The organism is Micromonospora lacuserhaii, assembly GCF_036902735.1.
Lineage (GTDB): Bacteria > Actinomycetota > Actinomycetes > Mycobacteriales > Micromonosporaceae > Micromonospora.
Genome location: NZ_JBAKHO010000034.1, coordinates 42,328 through 62,114, shown reverse-complemented (window position 1 = coordinate 62,114; position 19,787 = coordinate 42,328). Strand labels below are relative to the sequence as shown.

General features: G+C 71.9%; 19 protein-coding genes. 12 read left to right on the top strand and 7 right to left on the bottom strand.

The window, feature by feature from the left end; genetic code table 11:
* Positions 1-369: 369 nt before the first annotated feature.
* Both V6U81_RS20265 and V6U81_RS20260 read left to right on the top strand, forming a co-directional pair.
* Positions 370-804 carry a hypothetical protein gene (locus V6U81_RS20265; protein ID WP_334491428.1) on the top strand — a complete coding sequence of 145 codons (435 nt, stop codon included), beginning with the start codon at positions 370-372 and terminating at the stop codon, positions 802-804.
* Positions 805-1,026: 222 nt separating this feature from the next.
* Positions 1,027-1,326, top strand: coding sequence for a VOC family protein (locus V6U81_RS20260; protein WP_334491427.1), 300 nt, complete (start codon positions 1,027-1,029; stop codon positions 1,324-1,326).
* Positions 1,327-1,592: 266 nt separating this feature from the next.
* Here V6U81_RS20260 and V6U81_RS20255 read toward each other — a convergent pair whose 3' ends face one another.
* The gene (locus V6U81_RS20255; RefSeq protein WP_420884046.1) at positions 1,593-1,982 is read right to left on the bottom strand and encodes a DUF6928 family protein; all 390 of its coding nucleotides are present in this window, start codon (positions 1,980-1,982) and stop codon (positions 1,593-1,595) included.
* Positions 1,903-2,355 carry a DUF6928 family protein gene (locus tag V6U81_RS20250; protein ID WP_334491425.1) on the bottom strand — a complete coding sequence of 151 codons (453 nt, stop codon included), beginning with the start codon at positions 2,353-2,355 and terminating at the stop codon, positions 1,903-1,905. Before V6U81_RS20250 ends, V6U81_RS20255 begins: the two co-directional genes overlap by 80 nt.
* 115 nt (positions 2,356-2,470) lie before the next feature.
* Here V6U81_RS20250 and V6U81_RS20245 point away from each other — a divergent pair, with 115 nt between their 5' ends.
* Positions 2,471-3,148, top strand: a complete 678-nt coding sequence (locus V6U81_RS20245) for a hypothetical protein (protein WP_334491424.1) — start codon at positions 2,471-2,473, stop codon at positions 3,146-3,148.
* A 96-nt stretch (positions 3,149-3,244) separates the two neighbouring features.
* On the opposite strand, the gene V6U81_RS20240 is transcribed toward V6U81_RS20245, so the two are convergent.
* On the bottom strand, positions 3,245-3,889 hold the full coding sequence (locus V6U81_RS20240; protein ID WP_334491423.1) for a class I SAM-dependent DNA methyltransferase: 645 nt from the start codon (positions 3,887-3,889) through the stop codon (positions 3,245-3,247).
* 54 nt (positions 3,890-3,943) lie between these two features.
* Positions 3,944-4,546, bottom strand: coding sequence for a TetR/AcrR family transcriptional regulator (locus V6U81_RS20235; RefSeq protein WP_334491422.1), 603 nt, complete (start codon positions 4,544-4,546; stop codon positions 3,944-3,946).
* Between the two features lie 59 nt (positions 4,547-4,605).
* Here V6U81_RS20235 and V6U81_RS20230 point away from each other — a divergent pair, with 59 nt between their 5' ends.
* A complete protein-coding gene (locus V6U81_RS20230; protein ID WP_334491421.1) occupies positions 4,606-5,058 on the top strand; it encodes a nuclear transport factor 2 family protein in 453 nt (150 codons plus the stop codon).
* Here the strand turns inward: V6U81_RS20230 and V6U81_RS20225 are convergent, their stop codons facing one another.
* Complete coding sequence (locus tag V6U81_RS20225) at positions 5,059-7,470, bottom strand: M28 family peptidase (RefSeq protein ID WP_420884045.1); 2,412 nt, start codon at positions 7,468-7,470, stop codon at positions 5,059-5,061.
* Between the two features lie 271 nt (positions 7,471-7,741).
* Between V6U81_RS20225 and V6U81_RS20220 the strand changes: the two genes are divergently transcribed.
* The 7 genes from V6U81_RS20220 to V6U81_RS20190 all read left to right on the top strand — a co-directional run bounded on the left by V6U81_RS20220 (position 7,742) and on the right by V6U81_RS20190 (position 16,452).
* Positions 7,742-8,959, top strand: a complete 1,218-nt coding sequence (locus tag V6U81_RS20220; RefSeq protein ID WP_334491420.1) for a PP2C family protein-serine/threonine phosphatase — start codon at positions 7,742-7,744, stop codon at positions 8,957-8,959.
* Positions 8,956-10,704: a sensor histidine kinase gene (locus tag V6U81_RS20215; protein ID WP_334491419.1), complete on the top strand. Its 1,749-nt coding sequence runs from the start codon at positions 8,956-8,958 to the stop codon at positions 10,702-10,704. Before V6U81_RS20220 ends, V6U81_RS20215 begins: the two co-directional genes overlap by 4 nt.
* Positions 10,701-11,153: a response regulator gene (locus V6U81_RS20210; RefSeq protein WP_334491418.1), complete on the top strand. Its 453-nt coding sequence runs from the start codon at positions 10,701-10,703 to the stop codon at positions 11,151-11,153. The genes V6U81_RS20215 and V6U81_RS20210 overlap by 4 nt, the downstream gene beginning before the upstream one ends.
* Positions 11,146-11,961: an inositol monophosphatase family protein gene (locus tag V6U81_RS20205; RefSeq protein WP_334491417.1), complete on the top strand. Its 816-nt coding sequence runs from the start codon at positions 11,146-11,148 to the stop codon at positions 11,959-11,961. Before V6U81_RS20210 ends, V6U81_RS20205 begins: the two co-directional genes overlap by 8 nt.
* Before the next feature lie 214 nt (positions 11,962-12,175).
* Positions 12,176-13,189, top strand: a complete 1,014-nt coding sequence (locus V6U81_RS20200; protein ID WP_334491416.1) for a coiled-coil domain-containing protein — start codon at positions 12,176-12,178, stop codon at positions 13,187-13,189.
* Positions 13,190-13,225: 36 nt separating this feature from the next.
* Positions 13,226-14,779 carry a fused MFS/spermidine synthase gene (locus V6U81_RS20195; protein ID WP_334491415.1) on the top strand — a complete coding sequence of 518 codons (1,554 nt, stop codon included), beginning with the start codon at positions 13,226-13,228 and terminating at the stop codon, positions 14,777-14,779.
* Between the two features lie 71 nt (positions 14,780-14,850).
* Positions 14,851-16,452 carry a protein kinase domain-containing protein gene (locus V6U81_RS20190; RefSeq protein WP_334491414.1) on the top strand — a complete coding sequence of 534 codons (1,602 nt, stop codon included), beginning with the start codon at positions 14,851-14,853 and terminating at the stop codon, positions 16,450-16,452.
* 41 nt (positions 16,453-16,493) lie between these two features.
* Here the strand turns inward: V6U81_RS20190 and V6U81_RS20185 are convergent, their stop codons facing one another.
* The gene (locus V6U81_RS20185) at positions 16,494-17,162 is read right to left on the bottom strand and encodes a potassium channel family protein (RefSeq protein WP_334491413.1); all 669 of its coding nucleotides are present in this window, start codon (positions 17,160-17,162) and stop codon (positions 16,494-16,496) included.
* Positions 17,152-18,486, bottom strand: coding sequence for a TrkH family potassium uptake protein (locus V6U81_RS20180; RefSeq protein ID WP_334491412.1), 1,335 nt, complete (start codon positions 18,484-18,486; stop codon positions 17,152-17,154). The genes V6U81_RS20185 and V6U81_RS20180 overlap by 11 nt, the downstream gene beginning before the upstream one ends.
* Before the next feature lie 145 nt (positions 18,487-18,631).
* Between V6U81_RS20180 and V6U81_RS20175 the strand changes: the two genes are divergently transcribed.
* A complete protein-coding gene (locus tag V6U81_RS20175; RefSeq protein ID WP_334491411.1) occupies positions 18,632-19,762 on the top strand; it encodes a glycerophosphodiester phosphodiesterase in 1,131 nt (376 codons plus the stop codon).
* Positions 19,763-19,787: the final 25 nt, after the last annotated feature.

The window sequence follows — 19,787 nt, the reverse complement described above, 5'->3', positions numbered from 1 at the left end:
CGGCGCTGGCGCGAGCGTTACATCCCCTCCCAACAGCTCTACTTCGCTACGGTCCGCCCGACCGATCACGTCGACATCATCGTGCACAACGACGAGCCTCAGCAGCCGGTGTGGGAGACCCAAACACACTGACCGTGCTCAGTTCGGCTATGAGCGGACGTCTCGCCAGCGCGGCCCCGCAGGCAAGCGCTGGCGGTCAGACCATCGCGATCATGTAGAGCATCTGGTGAGGCCGATCCGTCAAACATCATGTGAGACCAGGCAATTCTGGGGGCAGCCGGCTGTCCTGCGCCGGTTGGTGGTTTACGCGGCGGCCTCGGGTGATCCTTGACGCTCGACCCGTCATCCGTCCCTGCGACGATGATGCCCGTGTCGAGCAGCGAGGCAGACAACACTCGGACTTTGCGACTGATCGGCTACTGGTGTGAGCCAGGCGAAGAGCACTGGCCCGACCCCGCGCTGTTCGTGGACCGCGAGGCCGATGCGGCGAGCCAGCGACGGGTAAGCGACTACCTGCGTGGTGGCACGTGGTTCGTGGCTACAGCGGGCCACTCACTGTGTCGGCTGTGTGGCACCGGCAACGGATCCACCGAACTGACCGACGGCAAGTACTTCGTGTGGCCAGAGGGGCTCGCGCACTACGTCGACGCGCACAACGTGCGACTGCCCGATGAGATCACCGAGCTGATGGACCAGCCGCCGGCGCCCGTCGACGTGGAAGCGTTCGAGCATGATGCCTTCGAAACAGAACAGGTTGTCATCGACACCGCCTGGTGGCATTCGGTGCGTGGCTCACGGCCCTGAACCCGATCGCAGCCCTTGCGTCAAGCATCCTGCGACGTCGTTCCGTCAACCATCAGGTCAATGTGCTGGTCTGCTTCGGTTCGTGCATTTCCGCTGGAAGTAGGATCCCGGCCTTCCGACCTCCGTGGCAGCTCCAAGGCTCCAAACGGTCCGGTACGTTGCTGTACTTCCCCGCCACTTCGACCACGAGTTTGCCTTGGTGGCGTCTGCGACTCTGGTCGTGTGAACAACCGCTTTCGCCGGCTGCCGCCACGGATCGAGCCGCTGTACGAGACACAAGACGTCTCCGCCCCGCCGCCGTTGCCGGAGGTGTCGGAGACGATTGGATTGACGGCGGCTGGCCAGGTCGCGGATTTTGAGCGGCTGGCTAGCGCCATCGCCCGCCGCCCCGACCGGCGAGCGCCAGCCCTCCTGGTCCACGACCCGCCGCAGCGCGGATGGCGTCGCTGGGTGCTGGTCGTCGTCTTCGGCGCTCTGACACTCGGAATGGTCGCCGTAGTGGTGATGATCTGGATCGGTTGATCGGCCCTCGGATGGGGCGCGACGGCCGGCGCGGCAAGGTTCCCGAGCCCGGCGGGGATCGAATCGGTGACATCTCGTTTACAAGCTCTGTGTGCTGCGTCCTGACGGGGGCTCCTCTAGCCGGACGTGTGACGCCTCATCTCGCACCAATCCGCAACTCATCAAGTGGAGCCCGACATTCGCCGGCGGCCGGTGTCCGGCCTCATCACTTACGCGACAGAGCGGCATCAGGACCTGCGCGATCTGCCGACCGGAGGGTTGGCGAATCAGAAGCTGTCGAGGCTCACCTCGTACATCGTCCCGTCCGGTCCCATCCGGAAGCTCCGTGGTGGGCCCATGGCCCGTAGTACCTCCGCGTACCTGGCTTCACGCGCGGCCTGTTCGTCGCCCGATGGGTCGGTCACCCGGAAGCCGTGCAGGTGAACAGCTTCGGTGTCGATGTCGTCGGGGTCGGGGTGGCCCTCTATGACGAAGCCGAACAGCGCACGCAATGCCTCCTCGCCCAGCCCAAGGGGATGGAAGGGCAATGGGTACGGTCCCTGGTTGGGCCAGCCCGGTACGGGTTCGACGGGATGCTCACCCGCCCAGTACGGCAGCTCGAAGTCGTACGGCTTGCCGATGTTCTCCTGGATGCCGCCGTCGGGCGACAGACTCAAGCGATCTGATGAGCACGCCGTCTTCCCAGACCGCGAAACCGAGCCAGTCCACGACCGAGTGCATCCCATGCATGATGATGCGCCTGCCTGCGCCAGCTTGACGCAGGTGTTCCGGCAGCTCAGACGGGCGGTCGAGCACGAGCCGCCGGTCGCAGTAGAGCTCGGCTCCGGCCAGCACGGTGGCGTAGGTGATGTCGTCCGGGGGGTAGATGTCGTCGAACAACGTGCCGTCGTCGGTGGGCTCGACGACGCAGCCAGGGTGGACCTGACGTACCAGCGCCTCGGTTTCGAGTCGCTCCGAGCGCGCCGTTTCAAGCAACGCGGGACGGACATCTCCATCGGCGAACGCCAGCAGAGCTGTCTTCGCGCCCACGTCGCTCCTCCAGGTCTTCGGCTGCGGCCAAGCGCCCGCACACTACCTGCCTACGAGCCAACACATGCTTGACGTCGGGGCGATGCTCAGTCGCCGCGGCCGGTAACCTGCGCCGATGCCCGCCCCTCGCAGCCTCCGTGAGCGATTCCAGGAGCCGGCTTTCTGGCAGGCGTTCTTCTTCGACGAGGAGGGCGCCGCCAGGGTCCCGGATGCCACTGTCGAGTTTCCCGTGGGCGGCGGTTGTCAGGTCGTGCTTGAGGTGCAGGGCCGGTACGACTCCTACGAGCTTGGTATCCGCGCCCCGACGTCGGACGGCGTTCGCAGCATCGGTTGGGACGACATGGCCCACTGGCACCCGTTCGCATTCCGGTGGTGGGAACTCGATCTTGTCTGCCGCGCGGTAGCCACCCTCGACCAGTCGATGCCGCACCCCGGTCCCGCGCTGGTCCTGCTGTGCCGCTTCGTCAGCGTCCATGACGACGATGACGTCGAGCAGATCGCCTCGACAATGCACACCGCGTTCGAGTCGCTGCGCCCCAGTGGCTGGACTGGTTACTGGCCGAACGTCACCGACTGGCTCGCCCGCCGAGACTTCCGCGGGCACGGCGTCTCCTGGAGACGTGACCCGTCGGGCAACCTCTACGCAATCCAGCAGGACGGCGGCGATCACCCCTTCTACAGCATGCGCGGCAAGCCCACGCCTGACCGGGCAGGATTTCCTTACGAGGAATGGCGCCACCTGCTCACAGCAGCGGGCTGCACACTCGGGATGCAAGCCAAGCGTCAAGCATGAGCTGGGGCCTGTTTCGCCCTCCGATTCGTGCGTGCCGCTGGAAGAAGCGGCGGCATGGCCCTGACCTGCGCTACCGGGATGGTTCGACGCCTCAGGCTAGGGCTGGCGGCGTGCGAAGAGGAACGCCCCTCGCCTGCTTTCGTCCGGGTAGTGAAGCATCTGGGCCTCGACAGTGAACCCGGCGTCACCAAGCCAGGCGGCGACCCGCTCGGGCGGACGGCGGTGGACGTACACCTTCATCGGGTGGCCGCCGTAGCCCTGCGTCTTCAGCTGGTGCTCGTCGCCGATGTGGAAGGCGAGCAGGAGGGCGCCGTCGGGGCGTAACACCCGGTGGAAGTGTGCGAGGACCGCGGGGACCTCGTCGTCGGGGATGTGGATGAGTGAGAACCAGGCCAGAAGACCGGCGACCGACGAATCGCCCAGGTCGAGGTCCGTCATGGAGCCCACCTCGAACCGCAGGCCGGGATGGTCACGTCGGGCGATGTCGATCATGGCGGGGGAGAGGTCGATGCCGGAGGCGTCGAGACCGAGGCTGTGGAGATGGGCGGTAAGCCGTCCCGGTCCGCAACCGATGTCGGCCACGGGTCCACCGCCGCTGGTGCGGACCAGTTCCGCGAACAACGCCAGGATCGCCCGCTCGTAGGGCGCACCGGTGAGTGCGTCACGCAGCAGGTCGGCATAGCTTTCCGCCACCGTGTCGTAGGAGGCGCGGGTATCGGCGAGCCAGCCGTCGGCACTCATGCCGGGCACGGTAGCGCGCTGATCAACAGTGCGCCGCCCGTGGATTCCGCTGGATCAGTCCTGCCGGCCGGGCGGTTCCGCCGCGCATACGCGGCGCACGCTTTCCCGGAATGCGGCCCCGGCATCCGGCGTGCTCATCCGGCCGGCCCGTACCTCCTCGCCGGCGGCGTGACCGAGGCCGATGACGGCGGCCACCAGCCAGGTCGGCGACGACTGCGGGTCGAAGTCGCCGGACGCCTGACCGCGTCGGACGAGCCGGTCGAGTCGCTCGATGATCGGCATGTGCCGTTCGTGCTCCTCTTCTGGGCCTTCAGCCGCCAGGACGGGGGTGAGCAGCACCGGATACCGCGACATGAGCCCCCAGCTGACGTCGACCCAGCGCAGCAGCGCGGTCGCCGCGGAGCCGGAGTCCAGGTCGGCGGCGTCGATCGCATCCGTCGCCTCGGCGGTCATCCGGCCGACGAGGGCGCGCAGCAGCGCGCGACGCGACCTGAAGTGGGCATACACGGTCTGTCGGGCGACCCCGGCGTGGGTGGCGATCTCCTCCATGCTCGCCTCGGGTCGCCGGCCCAGCAGATCGGTCGCGGCGTCGAGGACGGCCGCGACGCTGCGCTCGGCATCGGCGCGACGCCGCCGTTCCTGGGGCAACTCAGACACGGTTGTCAAGCTTAGTCCTCGGGCTTAGGTTGGACACATCTGTCAGACTTAGGCGGCGCGTGGAGGACGAGATGCCCGACGACCACAGCACCCCGGGCCGCGACCTCGCGGCATACCTGACCCGGTACCCGCACGAGATCGCGTTCGGCGACGAGGATCCCGCCGAGGTGTTCGACCGGTACCACACCCCCGACTTCGTGCTCCACAACGACGGCGTGCCGCTCGACCGGACCATGCTCCTCGCGCACGTGCGCCCCGCCCGCAAGCGGGCCACCGGCGTGCACACCGAGATCCACCAGGCGCTGGTGGCCGGCGACCGGGTGGCCGCCCGGTACACCCTCACCGCGGTCCTGGCCCGGGGTGGCGTCGTCGCCACCGAGATCTACCTCTTCGGTGAGCTGGCCGCCGACGGCCGGCTGCGCCGCGGCGACCAGCAGACCCGGCTCGTCCCCGTCCCGCGTGACCAGGCCGACGGAGCCGCGGCGTCCACCGCGGCTCCGCCGGGCCGGTGACTACAGCGGGTAGGTGCGGGCGACGGCGAGCATCTCGGAGGTGTGCGAGCCCACCACGCCCACGTCGGGCGGCCGGGGGCGGAAGCCCGGCAGCCCCTCCAGCCCGTCGCTGGCGTCCATCGCCCGCAGGACCACCTTCGGCCCCTTCGGCACCAGAGTCAGCGTGATCTCCACGCCCTCCGGCGGCGGGGCGTGGAAGACCAGGCCGAATCCCCAGCGACTGCCGGGCACCTGCGGGGCGATCGGCAGCGGCTGCCCGGCGGCGACCGCCCGCGTGACCGTCGCCGAGTCGGCCTCCACGTGCAACGAGGCGAGCCTTACCGTCCGCTGCGGGATCAGCCGGACCCGCAGGGTGCGCTCGCCACCCGAGGTGGTGTCGGCGAGCACCTCCAGCTTCGGCGCCGGCAGGTTCGCCGCCGTAGCCGGGCCGTAGCCGATCGCGTCGTCGCCGAGCGCCGGGAAGAACCAGTTCGGGGAGCCCTTCTCCACCACGTACGACCGGGTCCAGGGCTGCGGGTCCTCCTCGCGACTCCACCACTCCGCGGTGCCCTTGTCGGTGTCCAGGGCGTACATCAGGTGGGTGGGCACCGGGTGGGCGGCGTCGAAGCGGTCCACGCGCAGCCCGACCCCGGCGAGCACCACCGCGGCGAGCGCGGCCGCGAGGGCCGGCAGCGCGCCCAACCGGCGGGCGCGCAGCGCGACCATGCCGCGTTGCCCGCCGGCGGCCGGGTGCAGCAGGTCGAGCACCGGCAGGGCGGCCAGCCCGAGCAGCACCGCGAAGAGCGCCGCCACGCCACCCATCGCCATGCCCAACGCGGGGAAGAGCAGCACCACCGTCGGCAGCAGGATCACCACCGCCACCGCGCCGGCCAGGGTCACCGCGACCACCGGCCACGGGCCGTCGATCCGGGCGCCGAGCGCGACCAGGCCGGCGAGCGCGCCGGCCAGCGCCGGCAGGGTGGCCAGGTACGCCCCGCCGGGCACCAGCGCGGCCAGCACCACCCCGAGCACGGCCAGCCAGGCCAGCCCGCCGAAGGCCAGCGCGGCCGGCCCGGCCCAGCGGCGGGTCAGCGCGTACCAGGCGAGCAGGATCGCCCCGGCGAGCGCCACCACGGCGAGCCGGAACCAGGTCGGCCGGTACGGGTCGAGCAGTTCCGCGTAGCCAGGGCGCAGCGCCGTGATCCCGGCCCAGAGCAGCTGGGCGGCGACCGGGGCGAGCACGACCGGCACCAGCGTCAGCCCGAACCCGGCCGCCAGCCCGCCGGCGCCGGCCCGGCCCCGGCGGCGGATGAGCCAGCCCAGTGCCAGCACCGCCAGCAGCGCCGCCGCCGCCAGCGGCCAGGTCAGCCAGCCGGGGTAGCGGACCAGCCCGCCGGGCACCGGGAAGTAGGTGGCGTCGTGCCCCGACGACAGGTCCTTCAGGTCGGTACGGCCGAACTCGCGGGCCAGCCCGAGCGCGTTGTCGCCGTGCATCTGAAGGCTGCCCCGGTCCATCGCCGCCGGGGTGTCCAACGGGGTGTGGTAGACCGCGCCCCCGTCGATGTACGCCGAGTTCAGCCCGACGAAGTCGTGGTCTGCGAAGGCGGTGAAGTCGGTGTCGTTGGGCAGCGCCCGGTAGATCTCCACGGCGAACGAGGTGCCCACCGGGTGGGCGGCGGCCCGGCCGAAGACGTCCACCAGCTTCGCGTTGTTCCGGGACGTCTCGAACATGATCACCGGACCGGTCGCGCCGCGCGCCTCCAGGTTGAGCACCACCCCGCCGTCCGCGGCGAGCGGGTGGCTCGACGCGAACGCCGACGCCCCGCAGAGGCAGGCCTCCTCGGCGTCGGTCAGCACGAAGACGATGTCGTTGCGCGGTCGCGGGCCGGCCGCCAGCGCCCGCGCCACCTCCAGGATGGTGGAGGTGCCGGCGCCGTCGTCGTTGCCGCCCGGCCCGGACTGCACCGAGTCGTAGTGCGCCACCAGGAAGACCCGACCGGTGGACTCCGAGCCGGGCAGCCGGGCCACCACGTTGCGGACCCGGGCCAGCGTCGCCCCGCCGGCGGCCCCGCTGAGCTGCCCGGCCTCCGGCGCCACGGTGTCCTGCACCTCGGTCTCCAGGCCGAGGCCGCGCAGCGCGCCGACCAGGTGCTCGCGTACCTGGTCGTTGGCGGCGCTGCCGGCGACGTGCGGCCGGTCCGCGATGGTCTGCACGGTCCGGTACGCCCGGCCGGCGCTGAACTCGTCGGCCGGGGCGTCCGCCGCCCTCGGCGTGGGGGTGGCCAGGGTGGCCAGCATCGCGGCGCCCACCGCGAGCAGCGCGACGAGCGCGATCAGGGCGGCCAGCGGTCGGCGGGCCGGCCGGGCCAGCGCCCGGTCGGCGGCCGGCCGGACGGGCCTCCGATCGGCGGTGGAGATGGGGGGTGCGCCCACGGCGGACTCCTCGGAGGTGGTGCGGGGGTGGGGCACCATCCTGCACCGCCCGAACCGGCCACGGGGCTCCTCGGGACCGAACCGTGACGCTGCCACCGGCCCGGACGCCTACTCCAGTGACGGCCCTGCCCGGGTACGCCCGGACCGGACGGTCCATGTTGTGTGCGACCGTTGTCTAATACAGGATCAGCAGGGCACTCGGAAGGAGCCCCACATCACCAGCGAACTCCCGCGTCTCGCGGCGGTGACCCGGCCGCACCGGGGGTCCGGTATGACCGGTCCCTCCGGCGTGCCGTACCCGCACGGCGGCCTCGGCCGCCATCCCAACCTGCCACCGGGTGAGCGGCTGCGGGTGCTGCTGGTCGAGGACGACGAGGGCGACGCGTTCCTGGTGAGCGAGCTGCTCGCCGAGACCAACTCGATGATCGACCTGCTCGTCGCCACCAGCCTGAGCGAGGCCCGGCAGCGGGTGGCCGGCGTCGACTGCGTCCTGCTCGACCTCGGCCTGCCCGACGCGCAGGGCCTCGACGGCCTCCGCCGGGTGCTGGAGATGACCACCGGCGCCGCCGTCTGCGTGCTGACCGGTCGCTCCGACGAGCACCTGGGCATCGTGGCGGTCGCCGAGGGCGCCCAGGACTACCTGGTCAAGGGGCAGGTCGACGGGGTGCTGCTGACCCGGGCGCTGCGCTACGCGGTGGAACGCAAGCGGGCCGACGAGAACGCCCGGCGGCTGCGCGAGGTGGAGCTGCGCCAGGCCGAGTCCGCCCGGCTGGAACGCGGCCTGCTGCCCCAGCCGCTGATGACCACCGACGAGGTGGCGGTGCACACCTTCTACCGCCCGGGCCGGCACGCCGCCCTGATCGGCGGGGACTTCTTCGACGTGGTGCAGACCCGGCCCGACCGGGTCGACCTGATCGTCGGCGACGTCTGCGGGCACGGGGTGGACGAGGCCGCGCTCGGGGTGGAACTCCGGGTCGCCTGGCGGGCCCTGATCCTGGCCGGCGTCGACGACGACGAGGTGCTGCCCGCCCTGGAACAGGTGCTGATGAGTGAGCGGCGGCTCCAGGAGATCTTCGCCACCGTCGCCACCGTCTGCCTCGACCTGTCCGACAACCGGGCCACCGTCCGGCTGGCGGGCCACCCGCCGCCGCTGCTGCTCTCCGGCGGTAAGGTCGCGCCCGTCCCGGCGCCCGGCGGCCTGCTGCTCGGCGTACGGCCCCGCCGCCCCGTAGCGTTCGATCTGGAGTTCGACACCGATGACTGGTCCCTGTTGATGTACACCGACGGCCTGATCGAGGGGCGGGTGGGCGACGGCGACGAGCGGCTGGACGTGCCGGGGCTCGCCGGCCTGCTCGAGGAGCCGGCCAACCACGCCGTACCGCTGTCCGAGCTCCCGGCCTGGCTGGTCGGCCGGGCGGAGCAGATCAACGGTGGCCCGCTCGCCGACGACGTCGCCATGCTGCTGGTCACCCGAGGTGGTGGCCGGTGAAGTCGGACCGGTACGGCTGGACGCTGCGCCGCCGGGTCCTCACGCTGCTCACGGTGGCGGGCATGCTGCTGGTCGGGCTCGCCGTCGCCGAGGCGGCGGTGGCCACCCAGAACCGGCAGTACATGGACGCGCTGCTCACCCGGACCGGACCGCTGCGGGTGCAGGGGCAGGAGCTGCTCAACGCGCTGCTCGACCAGGAGACCGGCGTCCGGGGGTACGCGGTCAGCGGCGACCCGGCCGACCTGACCCCGTACGAGAACGGGGTCAAGCAGGAGCAGGCGACCGCCGCGCAGATCGAGAACCTGAGCCGCGACTACCCGGGGGTGGTCGACGACCTGCGCGTCGCGCAGCGGCAGGCCGACGACTGGCGGCGGACGGTGGCCCAGCCGGTCATCGACACCACCCAGCGCAGCGGCACCGCCGCCGGGCAGGCCCTCATCACCGACCAGTCCCGGCAGCAGTTCGACCAGGTCCGCGCGGCCGTCGCCGACCTCCAGGCGGAGATCCTGGTCGAGCGGCAGCGCAGCGCCCGGGAGGTGGAGCGGACCGGCAACCTGCTGGTCATGCTGCTGATCGTGGCCGCGGTGGTGGTGTTGATCGCCGGCACCGTGCTGGTGCTCTCGCTGGACCGGATGGTGATCCGCCCGCTCACCGGGCTGGCCCAGCAGGTCCGCGAGGTCGCCGAGGGCGACTACCAGCACCACATCGAAGGCACCGGGCCGCCGGAGTTCGTCCGACTCGCCGAGGACGTCGACGTCATGCGGCAGAAGATCGCCAAGGACCTCGCCGAGGTACGCGCCGCACGGGAGAACATCGAGTGGGTCAACAGCCAGCTGCAGAAGCAGGCCGAGGAGCTGACCCGCTCCAACCGTGACCTGGAGCAGTTCGCGTACGTCGCCTCGCACGACCTGCAGGAGCCGCTGCGCAAGGTGGCGAGCTTCTGCCAGCTGCTCCAGCGCCGATACTCCGGGCAGCTCGACGAGCGGGCCGACCAGTACATCGCCTTCGCGGTGGACGGGGCGCAGCGGATGCAGCGCCTGATCAACGACCTGCTGGCGTTCTCCCGGATCGGCCGGCTCACCACCGGCTTCACCGAGGTCGACCTGAACAAGGTGATGGGCGACGTGGCGGGGCAGACCGAGGCCGCCCTCCAGTACGCCGACGCCGAGCTGACCTGGGACGAGATGCCGGTCATCCGCGGCGAGGAGCCGCTGCTGACCAACCTGCTGGCGAACCTGGTCAGCAACTCGATCAAGTTCCGCCGCGCCGACGTCACGCCGAAGGTGCACGTCTCGGCCCGCCTCGTCGACGACGAGTGGGAGATCAGCTGCCGGGACAACGGCATCGGGATCGAGCCCGAGTTCGCCGACAAGATCTTCGTGATCTTCCAGCGGCTGCACTCGAAGGACGCCTACCCGGGTACCGGCATCGGACTGGCCATCGTCAAGAAGATCGTCGAGTACCACGGCGGCCGGGTCTGGGTGGACACCGACCTGGACGAGGGCACTGCGATCCGGTTCACCCTCCCGGCGCTGCCCGAGGACGTCGAGGCGGCGAAGGCCGCCGAGGCGGCCGCCTCGGAGACCGAGGGCGAGCCGGAGACGGCGGCCGGCACCGACTCCGACGCGGCGCAGGAGCAGCCGGCGGCGGTCGGCGGTCAGCCGGACGGCGCGACGGACCGGTACCTGCCCGGCGAGGCGCCGCAGCAGGGTACAACGGGTGGCATGAAGGAGACGGTGGGATGACCGCGCCCGCGGACGGCAAGAGCCCGATCGAGGTCCTCCTGGTCGAGGACGATCCGGGTGACGTTCTGATGACCCAGGAGGCCTTCGAGGAGCACAAGCTCCGCAACCGGCTCACCGTCGTCTCCGACGGCGCCGAGGCGCTGGCCTACCTGCGGCGCGAGCCGCCCTACACCGACGCGGTGACGCCGGACCTGATCCTGCTCGACCTGAACCTGCCGCGCCGCGACGGCCGTGAGGTGCTGGAGGAGATCAAGGAGGACGAGCAGCTCCGCCGGATCCCGGTCGTGGTGCTCACCACCTCCCAGGCCGACGAGGACATCCTGCGCAGCTACCAGCTGCACGCCAACGCCTACGTGACCAAGCCGGTGGACTTCGAGCGCTTCATCTCGGTGGTCCGCCAGATCGACGAGTTCTTCGTCAGCGTGGTCAAGCTTCCGCCGCGTGGCTGACCGGCTGCTCGACGACGTCGGCGCGCTGCTGCGGGAGACCGCGGCGGACGTGGTGCTGCCCCTGTTCCGTCGGCTCGACGACTCCCAGATCGCCGAGAAGGCCCCGGGTGACCTGGTCACGGTCGCCGACCGGCGGGCCGAGGAGCGGATCTCCGCCGAGCTGCGCCGGCTGCGGCCGGGCTCCGTGGTGGTCGGCGAGGAGGCGGTGGCGGACGACCCGACGCTGTTGCGGCACCTGCGCGGCGACCGTGACGTGTGGCTGGTCGACCCGATCGACGGCACCGCCAACTTCGCCGCCGGCCGGCGGCCGTTCGCGCTGATGGTCGCCCTGCTGACCGACGGCGAGCCGGCCGCCTCGTGGGTGCTCGACCCGCTGGCGGAGATGCTCGCCGTGACCCGTGCCGGCGGCGGCACCGAGCTGGACGGCCAGAAGGTGCGGACGGCGGACCAGGTGCCGCCGGCGGGGGAGCTGCGCGGCACCGCGATGACGCGGTTCCTGCCGCCGGAGGCCCGCCGGCGCGCCGAGGCCGGCGCGGAGCGGATCGGCGAGCTGCTGCCCGGGCAGCACTGCGCCGGCCGCGAGTACCTGGACCTGCTGACCGGCGCGCAGCATTTCGTCCTCTTCTGGCGGACGCTGCCCTGGGACCACGCCCCCGGCGTGCTGCTGGTCCGGGAGGCCGGTGGGGTGGCCCGCCGGTTCGACGGCACCGACTACCACCCGGCCGACGACGACGACGCCAGGGGCCTGCTCGTCGCCGCCGACGAGTGGACCTGGACCGCGGCCCGCGACGCTCTCCTGGGCGACTGACCCCGGGCGCCGGCGCCCGGATCGCCGCCCTGCGCGACGAGGCGGCAACGCTGCGTCGATGATCGATGTCCGAAGGGGTCGCGGGCCTGGTCAGCCCGGCTGCGTCCGGTATCGTGACCGGCGGTCTCCGCCCCCAGGCCGCCGTCGGAGGGCCGGCGGGACCGCCACCGCGCAGGGCCGACCGAGCGCCGGTGGCAGAGGGAAGGACACCGTCGTGCCCAGGACCAGTCTCACCCGGCCGCGCGTACGCCGGCCGCTGACCGTGCTGCTCGCCGCGGTGGTGCTGCTGCTCGGTGCCGGGGTCGTACCGGCCGCCGCGGAACCCGGCGAGGGTGGCACCAAGCAGCTCCGGGAGGCGCTGGAGGCGGCCGCCAAGGGTCACATCGAGGCCAAGGCCCGGCTGGACAACTCGGTCCGCCGGCAGACCGCGCTGGTCGCCCAGCTGAGGACCGTCGAGGGGCGGCTCGGTGAGCTGACCGCGCAGGTGGGCGAGGTCGCCGCCCAGTCGTACCGGCTGGGCCGGCTGACCCCGACCGCGATGCTGCTCCAGAGCACCACCGCCGGCGGGTTCATGCAGCGCGCCGCCGAGCTGGACGTGATGGCCCAGCGCGACGGCAAGCGGCTGCGCGACCTCACCGAGGCGAAGCGGGCCGCGGCGCAGGCCAAGGTGGCCATCGACAACGAGGTGCGCGAGCAGCGTAAGCAGCTGGCGGTGCTGGCCAAGAAGAAGAAGGACGCCGAGCGGGCGCTGGCCACGGTCAGCTCGGGCAGCAGCTCCGGGTTCAGCGGCGGCTCCCGCTCCGCCAGCCCGGCGCCGCGCAACTCCGACGGCTCCTGGCCGTCCGAGTCGTGCTCGGTGAACGACCCGACCACCGACGGCTGCATCACCCCGCGCACCCTGCACGCCCTCCAGCAGGCCCAGGCCGCCGGCTACAAGCGGTACGTCTCGTGCTTCCGCAGCGGCGGCGACGGTGAACACCCCAAGGGTCGGGCCTGCGACTTCGCCGCCGCCACAGGAGGCTTCGAGGACGTGTCGGCCACCGGTGGCGACAAGGCGTACGGCGACAGCCTGGCCAACTACTTCAAGAACAACGCCAATCGGCTCGGCGTGCTCTACGTGATCTGGTACCGGCAGATCTGGATGCCGAACACCGGCTGGCGGTCGTACAGCGGGGCGGGCAGCCCGGCCGCCGACCACACAAACCATGTTCATCTTTCGATGTACTGACCTCGACCGCCAGGAACGAGACGTACCATCGCGACGGTGAGCAGCTCATCGTCCGACGTCGTGGTCGGGTCGGCGCCCGACGCGCCGGCCACCTCCCGCGCGCTGCCCAACGGGCTCGCCGCGTTCCTGGTCTTCCTCGCCAGCGGGGCCGTGCTGGTGCTGGAGACCGTCTCGCTCCGCCTGGTCGGCCCGTACGTCGGGGTGACCCTCCAGGTGACCAGCTCGGTGATCGGCATCGCGCTGGCCGCCATCGCGTACGGCGCGTGGACCGGCGGTTGGCTGGCCGACCGGCGGGACCCGCGCCGCCTGCTCGCCCCCGCGCTGGTGTTGGCCGGCATCGCCTCCGCGATCACCCTGCCGGTGGTCCGGTACGCCGGTGAGGTGCTGCGCGGCGGCGCGGCCAGCGGCATCCTGCTGCTCACCGCGCTCGCCGTCTTCGTCCCGGCGGCGCTGCTCTCGGCGGTCACCCCGCTGGTGGTGAAGCTCCAGCTCGCCGACCTGCGCCGCACCGGGCAGGTGGTCGGGCGGCTCTCCGGCATCGGCACGCTGGGCGGCATCACCGCCACCCTGGTCACCGGCTTCGTGCTGGTGGCGGCGCTGCCGAGCACGATCATCCTGATCGCGTTGGCGGTGACCCTCGGGGTGACCGGGCTGGCGCTCGGGGCGTACCTGCGGCGGCGGGAGGGTGCGGGGCTGCCCGGTCCGGCCCGGACGAAGGCCACCCTCGCGGTGCTCGGGCTGGTCGGCGCCGGGCTGAGCGCCGTGGCGCCGAACCCGTGCGACGTGGAGACGGCGTACCACTGCGCGCGGGTGGAGACCGACCCGTCCCGGTCCACCGGGCGCACGCTGTACCTCAACTCCGCCCAGCACTCGTACGTCGACCTGGCCGACCCCACCCACCTGGAGTACGCGTACACCCAGTGGATCGGGGCGGTGGCGGACGTGATGGCGCCGCGCGGGCGGCGGCTCGACGCGCTGCACCTGGGCGGGGGCGGGTTCACCATGCCCCGCTACCTGACCGCCACCCGGCCCGGCACCGACAACCTGGTCTTCGAGATCGACGGCGAGCTGGTGGACCTGGACCGGCGGCTGCTCGGCGTGCGCACCGGTGCCGGGCTGCGCGCCGAGGTGGGCGACGCGCGGATGCTGGTCGACGGGGAGCCGGCCGACAGCCGGGACCTGATCGTCGGGGACGCTTTCGGGCATCTGGTGGTCCCCTGGCACCTGGCCACCCGGGAGATGGCGGCGGAGGTGGAGCGGGTGCTCCGGCCCGGCGGGATCTACGTGCAGAACGTCATCGACTACCCGCCGGACCGGTTCATCCGGGCCGAGCTGGCCACGGTCGCGGCCGAGTTCCGCACCGTCGCGGTGATCGCCCCGCCCGGCGCGTTCGCCGGGGAGCAGGGCGCCAACTTCCTCATCGTCGCCTCGGACGCGCCGCTGCCGCTGGCCACGCTGGAACAACGGCTCAGCGCTCTGGACACTCCGCCGGACCTGCTCAGCGACGCCCGGCTGGACGACTTCGTCTCCGACGCGCTGGTGTTGACCGACGACTACGCGCCGGTGGACCAGCTGCTGGCGACCGCCTGATCGGGTGACAATCCTGACCGATTGCGACCATTGAGGTGTAGCCCCCACCTTCCCGGGCAACACCTCTGACCATGCGTGGAGGAGTCAGGAACGGGGCCCAGCTCCTCGGTGAGCGGTACCGATTGGTCGAGCAGCTGGGCGCGGGCGGCATGTCCGTGGTGTGGCGTGGCTACGACGAGGTGCTCGGCCGCCAGGTCGCGATCAAGGTGCTCGCCTCGCGGCTGGCCAGCGACAAGGCGTTCCGGCACCGGATCCGGATCGAGGCCCAGGCCGCCGCCCGGCTGTGCCACCCCAACATCACCAACGTGTACGACTACGGCGAGAGCGAGCAGGTCGGGCTGACCGTGCCGTACGTCGTGATGGAACTGGTCGACGGCGGCCCGCTCACCGCGCGGCTCGGCCGCGACGGGCAGCTGCCCTGGCGGGAGGCGGTGACCATCGGCGCGGAGGTCACCTCCGCCCTGGCCACCGCGCACGCCCGCGGCGTGGTCCACCGGGACGTCACCCCGGGCAACGTCATGCTGACCCCCACCGGGGTGAAGGTCGTCGACTTCGGCATCTCGGCGCTGGTCGGGGAGAGCGAGAAGGGGCCGGACGGCACCCTGCTCGGCACTCCCGCGTACCTCGCTCCGGAGCGGCTGGACAACGGCCAGGTCTCCCCGGCCACCGACGTGTACGCGGTGGGGCTGCTGCTCTACCGGATGCTGACCGGCCGGTTGCCCTGGCGGGCCAGCACCACCACCGAGATGCTCCGCGCGCACATGTACAACGACCCGGAGCCGATGCCCGAGGTGCCGGGGCTGCCCGAGGACGTCACCGAGCTGGTCGGACGCTGCCTGGCCAAGCGGCCCGCGGACCGGCCGGCCACCGCCGAGGTGGCCCGTACCCTCGCCGACGCGGCCGGGATGCTCGCGGCCGTGCCGGTCTCCCCGGCGCCGGGGACGTTCGACCCGGCGCTGCTGGCCAACGCCGGCACCACGATCCTGCCCTGGTCGACCGACACCGACGCGCTGCCCTTCTCCGGCCGTACCCGCAGCCGGCGGGCGCTGGGCCGGCGGCGCCGCATCGAGGCCGGGGTGGCCGCCGCCGGCCTGGTCGCGGTGACCGCGGCGATGTGGGGGGTGACCTCCGGCAGCTCCGCCAGCGGCGGGATCGAGGAGCCGACCGAGGCGCGGATGGGCCTGCCGCAGGCCAGCCCCTGCGAGGTCGAGTACGCGCTGCGCAGCGACTCCGGCCGGGACTTCGCAGCCCAGCTGACCCTGACCAACACCGGCACCCGCGAGCTGCGGGACTGGGCGATGAGCTTCACCTTCCCCGGTCAGCAGTCCGTCACGAAGGCCACCCCGGCGGTGCACCAGGACGGCCGAACCGTGCGCGTCGTGCCCACCGCCGGGCGGAACGCGCTGGCCCCGGGCGCCTCGGAGAAGGTCGCCCTGTCCGGCCGGTACACCGGGGGCAACCCGCTGCCGGTGGAGTTCAAGGTCGGCGACGCCACCTGTGGCGTACGGGTCTCCGGGGTGGCCGGCACCGCCCCGGCCCCGAAGGTCCCGGCGAAGGCGCCCGCGAAGAGCGCGACCAAGGTCTCCTCGGGTAGCGGCGGGTCGGGGTCGTCCAAGGCGAAGGCGGGCAAGGCCAAGGGGTCGGGTGAGGGCAAGGGAAAAGGTGGAAAGTAGCGGGGAAGGGGGGCGACGGCGGTAAGGGCAGGGGCTGACCCTCAGCGGAGGGCGGCGAACTCCTGCACCTGGGCGATGGTGCCCTCCACGATCAGCACTCCGCCCGTGCTGACCACCGTGTCCGGGGTGGCGTAGCGGAACGGCTCCCCGGGCGCCTTCGCGCCGACCACCCGCACCCCGTGCTGCTCGCTCAGCGCCAGTTCGCTCAGCGGCCGGCCGACCAGCGGCGGTGGCACCGCCACCTTGGCGATGGCGAAGTCGTCGCCGAAGCCGATGAAGTCGAGCATCCGGCTGACGATCAGGTGGGCTACCCGCTCGCCGATCTCCGCCTCGGGGAAGACCACGTGGTGGGCGCCGACGGAGTTGAGGATCCGGGCGTGCTTCTCGGAGGTGGCGCGGGCCCAGATCTGCGGCACCCCCACCTCGGTCAGCGCCAGCACGGTGAGCACGCTGGCCTCCACCGAGGCGCCGATGGCGACCACCACCCGGTGGAAGTCGCCGAGCCCCAGCTGGCGCAGGGCGGCCTCCTCGGTGGCGTCGGCCTGCACCACCCGGTCCAGCGTCGACGACCAGCGTTGCACCTGGTTCGCGTCCCGGTCGACGGCGAGCACCTGGTGACCGAGCCGGTTCAATGCCGTGGCCAGGTGGCAGCCGAACCGGCCCAGTCCGATCACCGCGACGTCGCCGCCGCCATCTCCTCTAGCCGACAATGGGTTGCTCCTTCGGGTAGCGGTACAGCCGGCGGCGGGTGTTCAACGCGATCGCCGAGCCGAGGGTGAGCGGGCCGACCCGGCCGATGTACATCAGGACGGTCAGCACGTACTGGCCGGGCTCGGGGAGTTGCGGGGTGAGCCCGACGGTCAGGCCGGTGGTGCTGAACGCCGAAGTCACCTCGAACAGCGACTCGTTGAACCGGACGCCCTCGGTGATCAGGATCAGTCCGACCGTGCCGACCACCACCAGGGCCACGCTGAGCAGGGCGACGGTCAGCGCCTGCCGCACACTGGCCACGGCCACCCGACGGTGGCCGACGGTGACGTCCGGCTCCCCGCGCAGCTCGGCCCAGATGGCGAAGGCCAGCAGGAAGAAGGTCGAGACCTTGATGCCGCCGGCGGTGCTGGCGCTGCCGCCGCCGATGAACATCAGCGTGATCAGCAGCGGGTAGCTCTCCTCGCTCAACCACTCGATGTTGATCACGTCGAAGCCCCCGGTACGGCTGAGCGCGATCTGGGTGAACGAGGCGAGCACCTTGCCGGGCCCGTCGTAGGTGCCGATGGTGCGCGGGTTGGTCCACTCGGCCAGCAGCAGGGCGATGAAGCCGCCGACCAGCAGCACCGCGCTGCCCCAGATGGTCAGCTTGGTGGCGACCGTCCAGCGGGCCGGCCGCCGCCAGTGCCGGGCCGCCTCGAAGAGCGCCGGGAAGCCGAGGCCGCCGATGATCGCGCCGAAGGCCAGTGGCAGCGCCACCCACGGGTCCTGGGAGAAGGCGAGCAGACCGTCCGAGTAGAGGCTGAACCCGCCGTTGTTGAACGCCTGGACGGCGTGGAAGGCGCCGGACCAGAGTGCCCTGCCGGGTGGGTAGTGGTAGGCGAGCCAGAGCCGGCCACTCATGATCAGGGTCATCAACGCCTCGGTGGCAACCACCGTGGCGGCGATGCGCACCAGCAGCCGGCGGACGTCACCTATGCCGTACTCGGCGGTCTCGGCCTGCACGAGCAGCCGGTTGCGGAGCCCGAGCTGTCGGGACACCGCGAGGCTGATCAGGGCGGCGCCGGTGAGGATGCCCAGGCCGCCGATCTGCGTGAGCACGGTGATCATCGCGAGCCCGAAGCCGTTCCAGTAGTTCGGGGTGTCGTTGACGGCCATGCCCGTGACGGAGACGGCGGAGGTGGCGGTGAAGAGCGCGGTGACCAGCGGGGTGTAGTGCTGTTCGCTGGTCGCCCAGGGCAGCATCAGCAGGCCGGTGCCGATCGCGATCGCCACCAGGAAGCCGAACGGCACCAGCCGGACGGGGTGACGAAAATAGCGGCGCACCAGACAATCTTCCGATTACCGGCGGGGCGGGGTCGGTGAATCGCACATCCCGGCGAGGGTTCACCTCGCGGTCAGCCGCCGACCAACTGGCGGCCAGGGGCGACCGGTCTGCTGGGGCGCGACTCATCGACGACAGGAGACGGCGTTGCGACGTACCCTTTCCGCCCTTGGTGTGGCCTGCGCCCTGCTCGCGGTGGCCGTTGCCGTGCCCGGCGCGGCCTCGGCCCGCGAGGACGACACCGACCGCGCGGGCCGCGCGGACCGGGCCACCCACCGGCCCATCGTGATCGGCCACCGCGGCGCGAGCGGCTACCGCCCGGAGCACACCCTGGAGGCGTACCGGTTGGCGATCCGGATGGGCGCCGACTACATCGAGCCCGACCTGGTCTCGACGAAGGACGGCGTGCTGGTCGCCCGGCACGAGAACGAGATCTCGGGTACGACCGACGTGGCCGCGCACGCCGAGTTCGCCGCCCGCCGGGCCACCAGGACCATCGACGGGGTGGCCGTCAGCGGCTGGTTCACCGAGGACTTCACCCTGGCCGAGCTGAAGACCCTGCGGGCCAAGGAGCGGCTGCCGCAGGTGCGGGTGGCCAACACGGCGTTCGACGGGAAGTTCGAGGTGCCGACCTTCCAGGAGGTCATCGACCTGGCCCGTACGGAGAGCCGTAACCGGGGCCGGACCATCGGCATCTACCCGGAGACCAAGCACCCCAGCTACTTCGCGTCGATCGGGCTGGCGTTGGAGGAGCCGCTGGTGGCGACCCTGCGGAAGAACCGGCTGACCCATCGGCACGACGCGGTGTTCATCCAGTCCTTCGAGACGGCGAACCTGCGCAGGCTGGACAGCATGATCGACGTGCCGCTGGTGCAGCTGCTCGACGCGAGCGGGCGTCCCTACGACTTCACCGCCGCCGGCGACACCCGCACCTACGCCGACCTGGCCTCCGCCGCCGGGCTGGCCTGGATCGCGGAGTACGCCGACGGGGTGGGTCTCAACAAGAACCTGATCGTGCCCCGGGACGCCACCGGCAGGCTGCGCGCCCCGACCACGGTCATCCGGGACGCGCACCGGGAGAAGCTGGTCGTGCACGCCTGGACCTTCCGCGCCGAGAACCAGTTCCTCCCGGCGGACTTCCGGGTCGGCGCCGACCCGAACGCCCGCGGCGACATCACGTCCGAGTACGAGCTCTTCCTCGGCCTCGGCCTGGACGGCGTCTTCGCCGACCAGCCGGACACCGCGGTCGCCGCCCGCGCGGGTCTGCCCGGGCACTGACCGCCGCATTCCGCCGCCTGGCGAT